Raw genomic sequence first — 18,206 nt, 5'->3', positions numbered from 1 at the left:
ATAAATTTGAAAAGGATTTACATGAAAACAAAAAAAACTATAGTACTTCTTCTTGGTTTTATTATAGCAATGAGTCATCCATTGGTTGCTGATAATGCACAGGCAGCCTCTTATGCTGGGATGTATCCGCGTACGGCACATGCGATTATTGTTGAAGATCTTGATCTTTATAAAATTTTGCAAAAAATTGAGACGTTAGTCGATGTTAATGCAGAAGAGGTTAGCGAAGTTGACAATCAAATTCATCAGAATGTTGTGTTCTTTTTGGAAGAAGCAAAAAAGTTATTTAGCATTATTGTTACCGGTTTTAATGAAGGCCATTTATCAAAAAATCCTGAAATAAAGTATAAATTCGTTAATTTGTGTAATTATTTTAATGGTATCGAGCGTATTAAACCGCGGCACTTACGCGCCTTTGAAGGTCAAATAAAAAAATTCGATAGAGCAATAACTGCTTATTGCCTAAAACGCAAACATGGTTTGAGTATCGATGATTTGAATCTTTTTGATCACATTACGCGTTTCAATCAACAGCTTTTAATGTGCTTGCAAGCCGAAGAACTATTTGAAATAGACCTTATGGACAGTGTAGTTGATTATACGGTGTATCAACCATGGGAGTTTGTTTGTGAGCATAAGTTATTGGTTGGGGCTTCATTGGTCCTAGTAGCTGGCTTGATTACCTATTTCTATATTTTGCCAATATGGGAAGAGCAAAAAAGACTTGAAAATTTAAATAAGTTTTTCGAGGTTAAGCAATTTAAAGTTATTCCGCAATCAGGCATGACCTGCTCGCTTCATGCTTTGCATAATTATCTTATTTTGGCACAAGACGTTACCGAAGAAGAAATGGGAGATAATCTCCAAGATGAAGATCGTTGGGGAAAGAATCGTATACCATGGATGCAATGGATTAAAGATCAAGGTATTAAATCAGAGGCTCTTGATGCGCAATCAGTGGAGGAATTAATTGATCATTTTAATCTCAATCAAAATGGTCTTATCGTTATTCCTGGCTACGAGGCATTACGTAATACCTGTGATTTAGAATTTTTAAGTCAATGGCATGAATTGTTTACCCAGTTGCATGGTCAAGGTGCAAGTAATGTACTTGCTTTTTTGAGATCGGCTGAAAACCTTGATCATTATCAAAATTCTGAGCAATGGCAACAGTTGGTAGATCTTGCTGGCCACAATAGGGTAGCATTTTTAATGCAACCAAACAGTCGTGAACATTTGGCGACATTGCAACAAGCAACCGCTTTGGAAAATCTTGCTCAAACGGATGGTTTATGTGAAAAGTATCAAGCATTCAGGGATCATGGCCAACCAGTTCATATTTTGTTGAATACAGCAAGTAATGATCGAGCTTTTGCATCAAAAGATGGGGGCAAAAAAATGATTGGGCATTGGATTGCAGCTTCGTTTGTTCCAGCTAAGGAAGGTATACGCATCAGAGTTGCTGATTCATTAAATACTAATTTTACCGCGGACCCTGCAATTACGCGTATGGCAGAGCTTTTAACAAATAAAAAATAATGGTATACTGAAAATCAGGTAAGTCTGAACAGTGTTGTTACAAAAAGATATAGTTAGATAATGAAAAAATTACCAAATATTACCGAAAACTTTGCCGAATGGTATCATGAAGTTATTTCAGAAGCTGAGCTGGTTGACCCAGTCAGCCCAACTCGTGGTTCGTTTGTTATCAGACCCTACGGGTATGCTTTGTGGGAGAATATTGTTTCGGTCTTAAATGAAAAAATAAAAGAGAGTGGCACTCAAAATATTTATATGCCACTTTTGTTGCCAGAATCATTTTTGCAACGCGAAGCAAAACATGTTGAGGGGTTTGCACCTGAAGTGGCGGTGGTTACGCATGCCGGTGGCAAAAAACTTGAAGAACCCTTGGTAATTAGACCTACCTCGGAAACTATCGTTTATTTCATGTTTTCCCGCTGGATTAAGTCTTGGCGCGATTTGCCGTTAAAAATTAACCAGTGGGCCAACGTTGTTCGCTGGGAAATGAGGACTCGTCCTTTTTTGCGAACCTGTGAGTTTTTATGGCAAGAAGGACATACCGCTCACGCAACTGAAAATGAAGCGCGTGAAATGGCATTGCATATGCTGGGTGTTTACAAAGAACTTGCGCAAGATTATTTGGCAATTCCTGTCGTTACTGGTCAAAAATCAGAAAGTGAACGTTTTGCTGGAGCAGATGCAACGTATACGTTTGAAGGGCTTATGCAAGATGGCAAAGCACTTCAAATGGGTACGAGCCACATGCTCTCCAGAAGTTTTGTTCAAGCGTTTGATGTTTACTTTCAAGATACTGAAGGCCAGCAACAAGTACCGTTTTGTACTAGTTGGGGTTCAACAACTCGTTTGATTGGTGCGCTTATTATGACACATGGCGATGAAAACGGGCTTATTATGCCACCCAAAATTGCGCCTATCCAAGTGGTCATTGTGCCAATTTTTAAATCTGACGATCAGAAAGTTTTAGTTCTTGAGCGTGCGCAAAAAATTGCCGCTGACTTAAAGAAGCATGGTATTCGCGTCAAGCTTGATGGTGATGAACAACAAACACCTGGTGCTAAATTTTTTCATTGGGAAATTCGTGGTGTGCCTGTTCGGCTTGAAGTTGGACCAAAAGATGTCGAAAACAATCAAGTGGTGTTGGTCAACCGACTTGAACAAGACAGGACAAAGAAGAAATCTTTTGTTTCACTCGATTTGTTGCAAAGCTCAGTAAGTGATTTATTGGTAAAAATACAACACGATCTCTTTGATCGAGCAACTAAAAAACGCGACAGTCAATGGCATCAGGCTGAAACCTTGAATGACTTTGCACAAAAAATGAAAGATTCCAACGGTATGTATCAGGTTGGCTGGTGCGAATCGTCTGAATGTGAACAAACGTTAAAAGAATTTAGTGGAACTATTCGCTGTATTTTGGAACAATCCAAGCATGAAAAATGTTTTTCTTGTGCCAAGCCAAGCAAGAACGATATTCTGGTAGCCAAAGCTTATTAGACTTAGGTATTATTTTAGAGGAGAATAGTTTTGCTATGGCGGTACAAAACATAGATTATCTTGCCACTTTTCATACGTATTTGTTAACTGAAAAACGCGTTTCTGACAATACTTTTCATGCCTATAAGCGGGACATTGAGCAGCTCGAAGGATACTTAAAGAAAAATCGTGTAGCGTTAAGTGATTGTAAAAAAAATCATTTAACGCAATTTCTGAAATACCTCAAAGAAGAGGGCCTTTCGGCAAAGACGATTTCGCGTAAAATATCTACCCTCAAATTGTTATTTAACTTTTTAAATCAGCGGTATCAATTGGTTAATAGCGCTCAAGCATTAATATTTCCCAAAGTTGAAAAAAGCTTGCCTTCCTATCTTACCGAATCTGAAGTTCATAAGTTACTTAATGTTGCTAATAGTGAACGAGGGTATAAAGGCATTCGCAACAAAGTAATGTTGTATTTAATGTACGCTTCTGGTATGCGAGTTTCTGAGCTCGTGAGTTTGACGGTTGATCAAATTCAATTTGATACCGGCTTTGTCAGAATAGCTGGTAAAGGCAATAAAGAACGTATTATTCCTTTGCCAAAAAACATTCTTGAGCTTCTCAATTTTTATCTTGATAATATTTATAAAAAGCTTCTTAAAGATGGCGAGTATGAGCAAAATAATTATCTTTTTTCAACGCGCTATAAAAAAGATATCAAGCCCATTTCGCGGCAATCTTTCTGGATTATCTTAAAACATCTTTTAGCGAAAGCGAATATCAAAAAAAATATTTCGCCACATAGCTTACGTCATTCTTTGGCAACTCATTTGCTCAAAAATGGTGCTGACTTGCGTTCGTTGCAAATGATTCTTGGCCATGAGAGTATTTCAACGGTACAGATATATACGCATCTTGGCGACAATGAACTGCGTAAAATTTATAATAAAAAACACCCCCGCGCATAAAACCTCTTTGCGCATAAATTTCCCTGTTGTATACTAAAGCAATTATTTAAAATTGCTGATACATTCATGGCAGAAAATTAAGGATAAAAACATGGAAAGTAAATTTACGGTAGATCAAAAGGAGTTGTTATCACTCCTTTCTTCGATGCAGCCGATTTGTAATAAGCGTACAACGCTGAATGTAACTGAGTCTATTTTATTTCATGTTGCACCGCGTGAATTAACGCTTAAAGCTACTGATATGGAAATAAGCTTGCAGTCGAATATGTCGATAGATAGTGATGCCGAAGATAGCGGTAGCTTTTTAATATCCGGCAAGCGTATTTTTGAATTGGTTAAAGAGATCGAAGGTGCTATAGAATTCAATATAAAAGATACCCAGTTGCATTTAAAAGCGGGACATGTTGATCTTGCTTTGAATATTAAAGATGCCGATGAATTTCCACCATTTCCAGAACGTATCGAAAATCTTATGGAAATTGAGGGTGTCTTTTTACTTGATTTGCTAAATAAAGTTGCTTTCTTGGTTCCACAAAACAACGCAAACCCTGCATTAAATGGGATGTTATTAGATTTTAATGAAAAAAATATGTCATTAGTCACGACTGATGGCCATTGCTTGGCACAAATCAGTACTGAGAAATATACGCTTGGAACCGATAAAAAGTGGCTTTTGCCAAAACGAGCGGTTCTTGAATTAAAAAAACTTCTAGAAGGTAGTCAGGGGAATGTGTTTTTAGGAACATGCGGCCAGCAGCTTGTTTTTTCAGGAAAAAATTTTAATTTTTTCACACGTTTAATTGCCGAACCATTTCCTCAGTACAAACCAGTTCTTGAAAAAGAAGGTTTTACGCCAGCCCGCTTAGCAAAAGATAGTTTTATAAAAACGCTCAAAAGAACAAGTTGCTTACTATCTGGTCAATTTGTGTCAACGAATTTTTGTTTTCAGCCAGATTCAGTGCGTGTTAATTTGCATAATAAAGATGTCGGCAAACTTGAAGAATCAGTTGCTCTGCAAGATTTTCAGGGTGCTCTTGTTGAGAGCAGATTTTACTCGCCATACTTATTGAACGGTTTACAAGTTTTTTCTGAAAAAGATGTAACGTTTTATATCAAAAATTCGGTTAAGCCAATAATCTTTGAATCACGCGAAAAAGATTATCACTTAACGTACTTGGTAATGCCGGTTTCATTGGCACAAAACTAAAAAACTATTGTGCATATAAAAAGCATCAAGTTACAAAACTTTCGTTGTTTCGATCAGCAGCAGTTTGATGTTGATCGACAATTCGTGATAATTCAGGGGTGTAATGGATCTGGTAAGACAAGTATTTTGGAAGCACTTCATTATAGTTGTTATCTCAGGTCTTTTCGCACCCATCTGAATCGCGATTTGGTTGAACTTGAAAAAAAACATTTTTTTATTCAAGTTGATTTTTCATTGGGACAAGAAGAGGTTGATGAACGCGTTCAAGTTGGTTTTTCTGAAAAAGAGGGAAAGCTAGTTAAACTCAATCAAAAACCTATCCAGTCATACAAAGAATTAATCAGTGCTTATCGGATTGTGAGTCTTACCGCCGAAGATATTTCTTTGGTAAGTGGGTCGCCCGAGCAGCGGCGCGATTTTTTGAATTATTCGCTCATGTTGCAAAAACCTGCCTTTCTCCAAAATCTCAAGCGAGCAAAACAAATCACTGAACAACGAACCAGTATTTTGTGCAATGATCGAATCGGGTCAAGCCAGGATTTACAACAGGAATTGCTGGTTTGGTCTGAAAAATTATGGGAAGAAACTGTTAAGATCCAGCAAGAACGCATAGAATACCTTGCTTTGTTGGAGCGTATGATAAACCAACTCTTGTCTGACTATTTTGTCACCCCACAAGAGGAGCTTAAGGTAAAATTTTCGTACTTGCCAAAAAATATGCAAACAAATTTGCGATTTGATGAATTTTGGCAATGGTTCCAAGGTAAATATTCCAGACAGGAGCATTCTTGGCGTAGAACGCTTTTTGGTTCACATTTGGATGACTTTACCATAATTTTTCAAAATAAAGCTGCCAGAATATTTGCATCACGCGGGCAGCAGAAGCTTATCGTTTTTTTAATCAAAATTGCCCAGCTTTGCCAGACTGCTCAGGAAGGGGAGCCAGGGGTTTTGTTGCTGGACGATTTCTTAACTGATTTTGACCAAGAGCGGGTTAAGCGTTGTTTTATTGCGTTACAAAATTTTAATTTCCAAGTTTTTCTTACCAGTCCAGTTCTGTTTGATGAAGCATTGCGGGGTATCTCGCGTGACAAAATTTGTCACATTAATTTGAAACAAGAGCCTGTTACCTCAATTTTAAAATAATTTTATTTAAGTAAAAAATGCCCGACTTGCAGACTTTTTTAAGAATTTATTCTATTTATGCAATAAAAAATTGACTTTACTGGTTCTTTCTATAGTCTATCAAAAGTCTATCAAATTCGAACACATGAAATATAAAATTAAAAAGACTTCATTACTACTCTCCTTTTTCCATCATGCGGGGTTTTCCCTGCGTGGTGGTTTTTCAAATAAACAGTGCCTGTTGAAAATTTTGTATCAGTTTGAAATTTATAAAATAAAACGCTTTATTTGGGCCACAAGAAACAAACGACTTGATTTTCTAATATAATATGGTATCCTTCATAAGGTAATTAAATACGAACATCAAAATTAAGTTGAAAATTGAGTCTTAGATATAGACACTAAAAGATCTTCATTACTACTCTCCTTTCTCCTTTTTCATCCCGTAAGAGCTTGCTCCTGCGGGATGTTTTTTTATGCTCACTTTTTATTATGTTCGGACAGATTTTAATATTTGGCAGATACCGATACCAATCAGAACCCAGATTTCTCGGTAGGGGTGAGGGGCCAAGAGGGGGGGGGAAGAGAAGTGTCTAAGTCGCCTTGACAAGGTCGACTACCCCAAAATCAACAATTGACAATCAGCCAAAAAGTTTTTCAAATGTCTAAAAAGCAATAGTTTCAGGGTGAAATATTATCGACAGTATTTTTTAATGATAATTATTGCCGCAACTAAAATCCTTCGTCAAAAATGATGTATCGTGCGATCCAGAGAGACTTTTCCTAGATAGTATATTTTTTAACATAATAATCATTATCGGACGGATAATTAATTCTTCTTGTTTTAGGCCCGGAAAAGGTTGCAACGTGAAAACGTCAAAGATTATTTTTTTTAAGGTACCATGACTTGGCATGGATAAGCAAGCCCTAATTTTTTTGAGGGATTTCTCTGGACAAAGAATTTTTAGTTTTTTCAAGGCGCGTCATATACTATTATTTTTATCTAGCTTCATAATTCTGGTTCATTTTGAACGCAATTCGATATTTATTGACAGATAGAAAATATTGATGTATAATTAGCATTGTAAGGCCTAGTGGGCTTTCTTGGTCTATTAACACAAAGATAATTTTAATAAAGGAAGATGTTATGAAGAAGTTTATAGGACTTTTTTTAGTTACTTTTGCTCTTATGGCTCATATGAACCCGGCTGCTCAGAAGGAAGGAGAAGGCGGCATAACCATGAATGTTATGCGCGAAGATCAACAGCCTGGCGGCGGATATACTCCATTGACTCAGACGGCTAATTACATAATGGGCTCTAAAACGCCAGTAGATACAAACAGTACGGAGGACATGACAGAATACGTTGGCCTCGAAGAGGCTTTGGCTAAGGTTTATGTAAGTCCGCCTGTTGATCGAAGAGAAGACATAAGCTTAAGAGAAGTGAAGGCTATTAAAGACGTACAGAGTCGTGTAGATTTCAGTACCGACTATGTTTCAAAAAGTTTTGTCGGCAAATCAATAATTTCTGCCGTCGAAGATGATGATATAATTAACTTAAGATGGTGTATTAAAGCTCGTAGAGAGGATATTAATATGCGTGATGCAGCAGGAAACACACCTCTTCATTTCGCAACAAGTGTTGATTGCGCAAAAGAACTTGTAGAAAATGGCGCTGATGCTAATGTTGCAAATAAAGACGGCAACACCCCGCTTCATTATGCCGCTCTTCGAAACTCTCTTCTTTGTGTAAAGTATCTTGTTGAAGAGGGAAAAGCTTTTGTCTTGGCAATGAATGACAAAGGACAAACGCCTTATGATCTGGCATTAGAGTACAATTACAATAAAGTTGCCAAGTATTTGAAAAGAAACCAAAGAGGTCCCAGAAGAAAGAAATTATCACTTGACTCAGAATTTTCTGCATCGAATATGCCTGTATTCAACATTATTTTGGCCACAGAAGAAGACAATGTAGAAGAATTAAGAGCGTGTATTAAAGCTCGTAGAGAGGATATTAATATGCGTGATGCAGCAGGAAACACGCCACTTCATTTCGCAACAAGTATTGATTGCGCAAAAGAACTTGTAGAACATGGCGCCGATGCTAATGTTACCAATAAAACCGGCAATACTCCACTTCATTATGCCGTTATTCGAAACTCTCTTCCTTGTGTTCAGTATCTGATTGAACGGGGAAATGCTTCTGTTTGGTCTAAAAATAATAAGGGACAAGCGCCTTATGATGTGGCATTAGAACGTAATCAGGATGAAATTGCCGAATATTTGAAAAGTACCATGAAATCGCAAGAGCTTGTTAATCCCCAACCTAAAAGAGTCCTAACAATAAGAAGAGGAGCTGCTGCGGGCTCAGAACTAAAAGAAGAATTAGCTAAGATATTCCCGAAAAAAGCAGGCGTAGATCAGAAATGATTACGATCGATCTGCTAAAAAGTTTATAATAAAACCTGGAAAGGGCTTTTTTAAACTCTTTCCAGGTTTTATTCACTTTGCTATAAAAACACTTTTTTCTCAAAATTCTATCTTTTTTATCAAACTTCTCCCTTAACCATTGTTAAAACTTAACTTTTGAGTTGTTTTGTTGTTTTTTGCGGCCAATTAGCAAATGATTGACAGGTGGAAAATATTAATATATTCTGGGTATTAATTAAATATGTGGGCTTTTTGGTTTATTAATACAAAAATAGTTTTAAATTGAGGTTATTATGAAAAAATTTATGGGATTTTTTTTAGTTACTTTTATGATTACAACGAGTGCAAATTCAGCCGCTAATCAGGGAAATGTAGGAATTACTGTTGTTCGCGGAGAAAGCTCTTCGAAGGTTAAGGCATTGCTTCCAGCTGTTTATCGTATAATACCGGGGGACATTAGCTTTAAAGCGGCCGATCAAACAAGTGCAGCAGACGAAAGTGTAGATTTTGAAGGCGTTGTTTTTCATTCCTTGAAAGAGTATGTGGACTTTAGTACCAATTATGTTTCAAAAATTCTTCCTGCTAAAGAAATATTTTTTGCCATTGACAATGACGATTTGACGTTCTTAGAGCGAGTTATTAGCAATGACGAAGATGTTAATACACGAGATGGCGCAGGAAACACCCCGCTTCATTTTGCTCAATCTATTGATTGTGTAGAAGTACTGGTAAAAAATGGTGCCGATGCGAATGTTACTAATTTGATCGGCAATACCCCACTTCATTATGCGGTTTACCGAAATTCCCTTCCAATAGTAAAATATCTTGTAGAACAAGGTAATGCCTTTGTTTGGATAATGAATGAAAATGGCCAAACACCTTACGACACGGCGCTTATTAATAGCCGTCATGACATTGCCGAGTATTTAGCACCGTTTTATGAAGTCGGATCATCAAAATCAACAGCTAAAAAAAGCAAATCCAAATCTAAAAAACATTTTCGTCGAGCAGACAAAAAAAGAGAAAAAACAAATATCGATGACCTTGTCGAAAGTACCGCAAAGCTTTCTTTATAAGCCAAAGTATCGGCTATTGTTACATGTTGTTTAAATAGGAATTATTGGGAATTATCATGAATAAGAAATTTATAAGTTCATTATTTTTAGTTTGTCACGCAGCAACCAGCAGTGTTTTTGCAATGGCTCAAAACAACGAACTTTTTGAAGCTGCTCGTACAGGAAATGCCCAACAATTGCGTATCTTTTTAGTCAACGATGTAAATGTTAATGAAAAAGACGCTCGTGGTCAAACACCTCTGCATTATGCATGCCTTGGTGGACATGTTGAGTGCGTAAAAATACTTATAGAAAACAGTGCCAATATTAATGAGAAAAATCAGGTTGGCTATGCCCCACTTCATATCGCAAGTAGCTATGGACATGTTGGGTGTATGAGAGAACTTTTAGTAAGTGGTGCTAATCCCAACGAAAAGGTTGGTGCGCGTGGTAATACGCCTCTTCATCTTGCAATTTTAAGAAGACATCTGAGTTTGAACTGCCTCACAACCCTTTTGGAAAACGGCGCCAATATTAATGAAAAAATGACATGGGATGGCGGAACAGCTCTTCATGAGGCAAGCGAAACAGGATGTGCCGATTACGTAGTCATGCTCATAGAAAATGGAGCCAATGTTAATGAGCTGAATAAGTGTGGGCAAACACCTGCTCATAAAGCAAAATCAAGAGGGTATCAAAATATTGTAGAAATACTTGAATCTTATGCTGATTTTCCTGATATCAAAAGCGCAGACGTTTTTGAAGAAGCTGACAGTAAAAAAAGAAAGCGCGACGACGACGATAATCAAGATAGTGAAAGCAAAAGAATCAAATTAGATGACACTCCCAACTCATCGTCAAGTTCAGGCTCAACCAGCCGAGCATAAATAAAAGCAAGTAAAAAATAACCATTTGTAGACCTTGTTATTTCTTAAAGATATGGAATACTAATAAGCCAATTTTGTTGATTGGTCAACGCTTTGAAACAATTGTGTTAAATAATTATTAAAGGATTTTCAAATGAATAAAAAAATAATGACCGTTGCTTTGTTACTACTAACCTTTACTTATGTTAACCTGCAAGCAACCATAACTCCGCTTCACCAAGCTGCACGAAATGGCGATTGTAATGAAATCGCTCATTTGGTAGAATCGGGTGCTTACGATGTAAATGTACAACATAACGGTTGTGATGATGCTGATAACGCAACCCCACTTCATCATGCAGCTGCTACGGGAAACTATGAATGCGTTGAAATGCTCCTTGCACTTGACGCAGATGTTCATGCCGTAACCAAGCAAGGCGCAACGCCTCTTCATTGCGCAGCTGCCAATGGGCACGTTAAATGCATGAGAATGCTTTTAATGAATGGTGCAGACATTAATGCAAAAGCGGACGACAGCTGGACACCTATTTTTTCTGCTGTTGGCCATGGCCAAGCTGAAAGCCTTAAAGAGCTCTTATTTCATGGGGCAATTGCTCACGAATACGATACAGACGGCTATTCATTGCTTAGAGTAGCGCACGAACGGTATGAAGCTGGTAAGATCAGCAAAGAGTGTCTGACAATACTTTTAAAACATGAATGCGAATTTCTTCGTAGTAAAACACAAGCTTCGCTCTAATTTATTCTCATGCTTAAACTGAATCTATCCCGAAAATTTTTGAGTCTTAGTTTACCAAAATTAGCATAGAATATTTTTTGCCGGTAAATGAAAGCTCAAAAGTGTTATTTTTAGGTATTTTTGACTGTTTTTTGCCAGTTTTTTGACTATTTGAATATAAATGTGTATTGTTAGTATAAATACGCATTTATTATTTTGCAACACGGGGTATGATTTTTATGGAGGTTACTTATGAAAAAATTTATAAAACTATTGCTTATTGCGCTTAGTTTTAGTACTTATGCTGCACCCGCTGCAAATCTGCCAGAATCAACGCATACAAATATTTCTAGGAGCAAAGAAGCCCAACTTTTTGAGGCGATTGGAGATGGTGATAGTGTACGATTAAGAGCACTCATTGCTGATGAGGCTAATATTAATGCTACCGATCACTTTGGGAAAACATCGCTTCATTGGGCAAGTTTTTGTAGTAACCCTGAATGCATAAGAATACTTCTTAACGCAGGAGCAAATGCTAACTCTTTTGATGGAATGAATCTTACGCCGCTTCATTGGGCAAGCTATAGTGGCCATACCGAATGCGTAGAAGCACTTCTTGAAGGCGGGGCAACAATTGATTCTCTTAATCAGACCAACCAAACACCATTGCATTTGGCTAGCTCATATGGACATGTTGAATGTGTAAAAAAACTTATTGAAAAAGGTGCAAATGTTAATGCACTAGATAATGATCATATAACACCTCTTCATATGGCAGTAAATTCCAATAATATTGAATGCGTAAAGGCACTTGCTAGTGTCCCAAATATTAACCTCAATCAGCTATCAGCCACTTGGCACACACCATTTTCCATAGCAGTTGAACAAGGGAAAACAGAATGTATGCGCGAGCTTATTGGCGCAGGAGTTGATGTAAATACAACTGAAGACTTTGATGGAGCTACAGCATTGCACAACGCTGCTTCATTTGATTATCTATCAACAAGAACATCAGTTCTTTTGGAACTTGGTGCCAATATTCATGCAGTAGATAATGATAACAACACGCCACTTCATATAGCAGCTTGCAACGGTCAAGTTGATGTTCTTAAAGAGCTTCTCTCTCATGGTGCTGATGCGAATGCGCGCAACAATCAAGGAAAAACTGCATTGCATTTAGCAGCACGCAATGATAAATTTTTATGTTTGCAAGCCTTGCTTGAACATGATACCAATCTTGGTATTAATGCAAAAGATGCCAAGGAAGAAACTCCTCTTCACACTACAGCAAAGCATGGTAGTTTGCAATGCTTAAAGAAACTTATAAATCTTAATGGCATAGTAATTGATGTTTTGAATGATAATAACAATACACCGCTCTATTTTGCGGCCTACAAAGGCTATGCTGAGTGTGTAAAAATTCTTGTAGAACATGGTGCCAATGCTACGATAAGAAACAATGACAACGAATCGGCCATTACTATTGCAGCAACCTGCAACCAGACGGCTAGCCTTGAAGAATTAATAATTTTTAACCCCGAACAATGCCGACAAGAACTTGCAACAATTGACTTAAATCTTCCTGGTTATCAAGGCAACACCCTTATGCACATTGTCGTGCAGAATGAGCATACTCGTTGTCTTAATATGTTACTTGATCTTAACGCCAATTTCATGTTTAAAAATGCTGCCGGTTTAAATTCTATAGAATGTGCTGTACAAAACTTTAGCACTTGTTCGTTAGAAACATTTATAAACTGGTGTGGTTATGATCGATGCAAACAACTTATTAGTTCTATGGATATAAATTATAAAAATCCAGAAAATGGAATAGTCCTTCTTCATCAGGCAGCTTATCATGGAAACATTCAGACGCTGAGCCTTTTGATCGAACTTGGCGCTGATATTAATACAAGAGATATCAATGGCAATACATCAGCTCACTATGCATGTTCACAAGGCCAATTTAATTGTTTAAAAAAAATTATAGAACATCCACATTTTTGTGCGAGTGCTAACAATTATCAAGAAACACCACTTCACTGGATTGCGCGCTTTTGCCATGCCTTTAATGGCCAAAGCGCATCATATATCACGTTGTTAGTTAGCAAAATAAAAAATAGACTTAATGCTCGTGATTTTAATGGCTATACACCGCTTCACACAGCTGCATACTTTGGGAATAGTACTCACATTGTATCTTTGATAGAAAACAATACCAACTTGAATGCTCAAAATAATGCCGGCGACACGCCTCTTCATGTGGCAATACAAAATGGCCAGATAGATTTTTTAATTGCATTATGTGGTTTTTATCCCAATCTTACCATCGTCAATAATAATGGCAACACAGCTCTTCAGGAAGCTATCACAAGAAACGAGATTGCTTCATTAATGATATTGATTGACCGTGGTGCTCTTGACAACGTTCAACTTATGATTTTTGAAGCTGAAAATGGCGACTCGGCACTATTTATTGATGGCAAACAATGCGCAACCAAACGTGATCAACCAGCTGTTTTCAGATTTTTACAAGAATTTGAAAAGCGAGGTCGTGAAGCATTAACGACGGTTGAAAAGACTGAAGACGATACTTGTTATATTTGTTTACTTGATTTTTCAGAAAACACAGATTGTGTAACCCTTCCATGCGGTCACGATTTGCATGAAGAATGTTTAGAAGGCTTAATTGCGGCTAAAAATGCCGAATGCCCACTCTGCCGAACTGTTATAGATCGTAGAGGATTCTCACGAACTGCTTTTCAAAAGGTAGAAAATAAGGTGGAAAATGCAGTATCGAAGTCAGAAGGCAAAGAAGAAGAAACGAGAAAAAGAGATCGTGAAGATGATAGTGATAGTGACAATCGTAAAACAAAAAGAGCAAAAATAAAAAATGAATCTACCCCTACGAGCAGCTCAAGCTCGTCATCATTAAATCAAGAATTTGGAGTTTATCATGAATAAGAAATTTATAGGATCATTATTAATCACGTTGGCTTTTACCACTAATGCACTGTCAGCAGCACAATCAGTGGTTGGCAACACAGCTCTTCATGAAATGGCAAGCAAATCTAACGCTCAAGGCATTCGGGATTTGATAGCAAGTGGGGCTGGTGTTAACGCTACAAATGCTAACGGCGACACACCATTGCACATTGCTGCTGAAAGTGGTCGCATCAATAATGTCAGAGAATTGCTCGAAGCTGGCGCAAGCGTTAATATCATTGGCCGCTTTGAACAAACGCCCCTTCATTGGGCTGCTATCAATGGTCATTTCGAATGTGTACAAGAATTGATTAAAGCGGGTGCTGATAGAACGCTTCAAAATAGACAGAACAACACCCCGGCAATACTGGCGGCATTAAACAGCCATCAAGATATTGTAGCTCTTTTTGCATCACTAGAATCGTCAGCATCATCAGGTTCATCGAGCTCTAGCTCGAGCTCATCAAGCTCATCAAATTCCGGCTCGAGTTCATCTTCTGGTTCGTCGCCAAGCTCAAGTTCGAGCCCATCGGTATCGAATCGAAGGCAAGGAAATTACTTTGGGCCTACTTTTTCTTTTGATGATATTTTCCACCCTGGTCGAAGTGCATCTAGTCCATTTAATACCATCTATGGCCCATTTGGGGTTGCCACTCAACAAAGTGGATCTGGCCGAAGTGCATCTAGTCTATTTGGTATTACCAATGAATTTCTAGAATCACAACGACGCTCAATTCCAAGCCCAAGCTCATCAAGTTCATCGTCGTCATCAAACGAAAAGCAAAATATCGACCCTGAACAATCCAAGGCCATGCTTGCATCGCAAGAAAATACCTGGACCAAGACTTTTGAGTATTGTAGTGAGCTATTACCGGCAAACTTAGCAACTGAGCTTTCGCATAATAAAAAAGATGTAAATCTTTGCTACAAAGGAAAAACTCCTCTCGTCACGTGCTTTTCTTTATTGTTTATTCATGGCAGCAATCCTTTTTACATAGAAAAATTACATCAATGTCTTAACCTTCTTCTTGACGCTGGAGCTCTTGTTGACCTCAAAAATAGGGATGGCCAAACAGCTCTTCATAAAGCTGCTCATTTGAATCTGGTAGAAAGCATAACGATATTGCTGACTGCTGGCGCTTCTGTTGATGCTCAAGATAATAACGGCCGCACACCGCTTTACGTTGCTGCTTGGCGAGGTAATCTTGCTGCAATAGAAATACTACTAAAAAGAGGGGCTTCTATTAATATTTCAGATAATGAAGGTAAAAAGCCTATCGACATCGATCTTGATTTTGCAACCAAAGCTTTTCTCCAACAAATTACTGATACCGGAAATGAAGCGTTCAATGTTATTACAAAAGACGCTGAAAATGATATATGTCCTATTTGTTTTGAAGGATATCAAGAAGGAAGTCATTGTATAACTCTTGACTGTGGACATGATTTCTGTGGATTGTGCTTTTCTGAAAGCCGTAATAATGGGTACAATACCTGTCCAGTCTGTAGAAGTACCATTATTGGTGATCGAATCAAACGCCGCAATGTCACTATTAAATCAGCGGCAATAGTAGCACCATCAAGTTCAAGCTCAAGTACATCGTCAAGTTCAAGTTCATCATCGTTAGATCGCAAAAGAAAACGCGACGATCAAGATGATGAAGAACAAGAAAGAAAAAGACGCAGAGAAGAAAAACGAGAAGTAACAAGCGACAACGAAGAATCTGAGGAGATAGAAGATAGCTCAGGTTGTATGATTTCATAGCATTTTATTGCAACATTTGGTTATCTTCTTTTGCATGCGTACGATTGATTGCGCTTAGTTTAGATATTTAATAAATAAAGAGGTCATAATGAAATTTCAAAATAAACTATTGCAATTCTTACTTATGGGGATTATGTCGCTTGGCTTGAGTATTAATGCTGCGTCATCATCATCCTCTTCTTCCTCGTCATCGTCCTCAGCCCCTCAAGAAGTAGCTACCACTTTATTTTCTGAACAATTTCCTATCCCAGAATTTCTTCAAAAGATTAATTATGGGTTGACCGAAAATAAAATAGAATTAATAACTGATGGCTTGGATGATTTTTTCAGCGCACTTCCATCAGAATTATTGTCAGCAGAAAATGATAAAGAATTTTTCTACCATGCTCTTGCCCACACTGTTTTTAGATTAACTGGTCATCGAGTTTTATCAGAACTTCCTACCGGTGCCGGTGAGCTTGATACATGTATTGAGACTAAAGATCATAAATATCTTTATATTTTTGAGTTCAAGCGCGAGTTCAAATATATAAAAAAGATTAGTCCAAAAATTGGTGATACCAAATCTGAAAAAATAGAGCATTCTCCAAAAGAAACCGCAACGATTGCGCAAGAAGCTCTGAGACAAATTTTTGATCGCGATTACTACAAAGAACATCATCAAGATGGTATTCCTATGACCTTTGCAGGAATAGCATTTCATGGACCACGAGAAAGTAGTAAGTCAATAGATTATACAAATTTCACTTGCGGTGCTCTTTCAATAAAACAGGATCCTACAACATGGAGAGTGTACCCATTTTTACAACCAAAAAAACCGATTGCAGATCATGGTGATGATAAGAAAATTAAGAGAGTATTGGACGAGTGTTGGGAACTTTTTAAAGTAACTCCATCAGAAAAATCATTTGACTCTTTACCAAAACCTACGAACTATCATAAAAACTTAGAAAACATCCATAGTGGCTTTGTTAAAATAGATGTTGATAATCGCGTTCCATTAATTATGAAAAATATTGAATGCATTATACATTCAATTCCATGGCCTTTAAAGTCTGCTCTTAATACAAAATACATCAGTGCAATTATCTACACTGCCTTGCTTTGTGCCGGAATGGATCCTAAACTTGTAGATAATAAAATTAAAGTCGAAACCATAAGAGGGCCATTTACGTTTATACCACAGTTTTCTGAAAATTTTGATGAAGAAAAAATTTGCAATTACCTTTCCCATGATTTATGGGACAATAAAAATCTAGAAGACTACCCTCATCATCTTATCGCTATTAATGTTAATAAAGGTATTGATTTCCAAGAAAAAAACTCAAAAAGAAAAATAACTTTTTTACATAAAGGCTTCAAGATAGATCGTGAATATTATTATGATTTTAATGATACAATAATCTGTGGGAAAAAAGACCTAACCCGATTAAATAAAAAATTAAATACTTCTAAATCGATGATTGATCCATTAATAATCAAAAGTCCCGCAACATTGAAAAAAAATAGGCAAAAAAAAAGAAATCAAGGAATAAAAAATACAGGGATATTTAGAAGGCTTGATTACGATAAAGAGGAATATTCGTCTCAAAATTTTTCTGAAGAAGATGCCTTAGAAGATACCTTAAGAGTCTCTGATGAGTTATATTCAACAGAATTGCATGAATCATCTTCTTCAAGCTCAAGTTCATCATCATCATCATTAGATTTAAAAAGAAAACACGATGATTATGCTAAAAAACAAGAAAAAAAAAGACGTAGAGAAGAAACAGAAGAAGCCAGCAGAAAAAGCAGAAGAGAAGATTAAGATAACTAAAATTAAACAGAGTGGGCGACTTGTAGTACAAGTCGCCCACTCTGTTTTTATCGTTTCAAAAGTTGCTGACGATTATTGTGCCACAAGCCAGAAAGGCAGACCGCTAAAGCATCCGTCACATCCTGTTTTTCTACATTGCCAACTTTAGCAAGATTAGGAAACAATAGAAGTCACGAGCGATAAAATGAGAAAGAAAAAGAGTAACAAAGGTAGATAAAATTAGTTATTCTT

The 18,206-nt window shown here is 37.2% G+C and carries 12 protein-coding genes; all 12 read left to right on the top strand.

Translation table 11 applies throughout. The annotated features are described in order from the left end of the window. The first annotated feature begins 21 nt into the window (after nucleotides 1–21). The 12 genes from IPF37_00530 (at nucleotide 22) to IPF37_00475 (ending at nucleotide 17,966) form a co-directional block, all read left to right on the top strand. On the top strand, nucleotides 22–1,539 hold the full coding sequence (locus IPF37_00530; GenBank protein ID QQR49319.1) for a hypothetical protein: 1,518 nt from the start codon (nucleotides 22–24) through the stop codon (nucleotides 1,537–1,539). 60 nt (nucleotides 1,540–1,599) lie between these two features. Then, a complete protein-coding gene (locus tag IPF37_00525) occupies nucleotides 1,600–3,036 on the top strand; it encodes a proline--tRNA ligase (GenBank protein QQR49318.1) in 1,437 nt (478 codons plus the stop codon). Beyond that, entirely contained in the window at nucleotides 2,979–3,986 is a 1,008-nt protein-coding gene (locus IPF37_00520; protein ID QQR49317.1) for a tyrosine recombinase, read from the top strand. Before IPF37_00525 ends, IPF37_00520 begins: the two co-directional genes overlap by 58 nt. Nucleotides 3,987–4,077: 91 nt before the next feature. Beyond that, complete coding sequence (gene dnaN, locus IPF37_00515) at nucleotides 4,078–5,193, top strand: DNA polymerase III subunit beta (GenBank protein ID QQR49316.1); 1,116 nt, start codon at nucleotides 4,078–4,080, stop codon at nucleotides 5,191–5,193. A gap of 9 nt (nucleotides 5,194–5,202) precedes the next feature. Then, nucleotides 5,203–6,339: a DNA replication/repair protein RecF gene (locus IPF37_00510; GenBank protein QQR49315.1), complete on the top strand. Its 1,137-nt coding sequence runs from the start codon at nucleotides 5,203–5,205 to the stop codon at nucleotides 6,337–6,339. A gap of 1,126 nt (nucleotides 6,340–7,465) precedes the next feature. Continuing rightward, the gene (locus IPF37_00505) at nucleotides 7,466–8,749 is read left to right on the top strand and encodes an ankyrin repeat domain-containing protein (protein ID QQR49314.1); all 1,284 of its coding nucleotides are present in this window, start codon (nucleotides 7,466–7,468) and stop codon (nucleotides 8,747–8,749) included. 293 nt (nucleotides 8,750–9,042) lie between these two features. After that, nucleotides 9,043–9,825 carry an ankyrin repeat domain-containing protein gene (locus IPF37_00500; GenBank protein ID QQR49313.1) on the top strand — a complete coding sequence of 261 codons (783 nt, stop codon included), beginning with the start codon at nucleotides 9,043–9,045 and terminating at the stop codon, nucleotides 9,823–9,825. Between the two features lie 56 nt (nucleotides 9,826–9,881). Beyond that, nucleotides 9,882–10,691, top strand: a complete 810-nt coding sequence (locus tag IPF37_00495) for an ankyrin repeat domain-containing protein (GenBank protein QQR49312.1) — start codon at nucleotides 9,882–9,884, stop codon at nucleotides 10,689–10,691. 133 nt (nucleotides 10,692–10,824) lie between these two features. After that, complete coding sequence (locus IPF37_00490) at nucleotides 10,825–11,430, top strand: ankyrin repeat domain-containing protein (GenBank protein ID QQR49311.1); 606 nt, start codon at nucleotides 10,825–10,827, stop codon at nucleotides 11,428–11,430. A 231-nt stretch (nucleotides 11,431–11,661) separates the two neighbouring features. Then, nucleotides 11,662–14,373 (top strand): ankyrin repeat domain-containing protein, encoded by a 2,712-nt coding sequence (locus IPF37_00485; protein ID QQR49310.1) that lies wholly within the window; start codon nucleotides 11,662–11,664, stop codon nucleotides 14,371–14,373. Then, on the top strand, nucleotides 14,366–16,159 hold the full coding sequence (locus IPF37_00480) for an ankyrin repeat domain-containing protein (GenBank protein ID QQR49309.1): 1,794 nt from the start codon (nucleotides 14,366–14,368) through the stop codon (nucleotides 16,157–16,159). Before IPF37_00485 ends, IPF37_00480 begins: the two co-directional genes overlap by 8 nt. Before the next feature lie 88 nt (nucleotides 16,160–16,247). Beyond that, nucleotides 16,248–17,966 carry a PD-(D/E)XK nuclease domain-containing protein gene (locus IPF37_00475; GenBank protein QQR49308.1) on the top strand — a complete coding sequence of 573 codons (1,719 nt, stop codon included), beginning with the start codon at nucleotides 16,248–16,250 and terminating at the stop codon, nucleotides 17,964–17,966. Nucleotides 17,967–18,206: the final 240 nt, after the last annotated feature.

The sequence above is a fragment of the bacterium genome (assembly GCA_016699045.1).
Classification (GTDB): Bacteria; Babelota; Babeliae; order Babelales; family RVW-14; genus AaIE-18.
The sequence above is the reverse complement of the archived record's forward strand: the minus strand, read 5'-3'. Positions and strand labels throughout refer to the sequence as shown.

Coding starts and splice junctions, on each gene's coding strand:
- IPF37_00530 (QQR49319.1), top strand. CDS start 22: ATGAAAACAAAAAAAACTATAGTACTTCTTCTTGGTTTTATTATAGCA.
- IPF37_00525 (QQR49318.1), top strand. CDS start 1,600: ATGAAAAAATTACCAAATATTACCGAAAACTTTGCCGAATGGTATCAT.
- IPF37_00520 (QQR49317.1), top strand. CDS start 2,979: ATGTTTTTCTTGTGCCAAGCCAAGCAAGAACGATATTCTGGTAGCCAA.
- dnaN (QQR49316.1), top strand. CDS start 4,078: ATGGAAAGTAAATTTACGGTAGATCAAAAGGAGTTGTTATCACTCCTT.
- IPF37_00505 (QQR49314.1), top strand. CDS start 7,466: ATGAAGAAGTTTATAGGACTTTTTTTAGTTACTTTTGCTCTTATGGCT.
- IPF37_00500 (QQR49313.1), top strand. CDS start 9,043: ATGAAAAAATTTATGGGATTTTTTTTAGTTACTTTTATGATTACAACG.
- IPF37_00495 (QQR49312.1), top strand. CDS start 9,882: ATGAATAAGAAATTTATAAGTTCATTATTTTTAGTTTGTCACGCAGCA.
- IPF37_00490 (QQR49311.1), top strand. CDS start 10,825: ATGAATAAAAAAATAATGACCGTTGCTTTGTTACTACTAACCTTTACT.
- IPF37_00485 (QQR49310.1), top strand. CDS start 11,662: ATGAAAAAATTTATAAAACTATTGCTTATTGCGCTTAGTTTTAGTACT.
- IPF37_00480 (QQR49309.1), top strand. CDS start 14,366: ATGAATAAGAAATTTATAGGATCATTATTAATCACGTTGGCTTTTACC.
- IPF37_00475 (QQR49308.1), top strand. CDS start 16,248: ATGAAATTTCAAAATAAACTATTGCAATTCTTACTTATGGGGATTATG.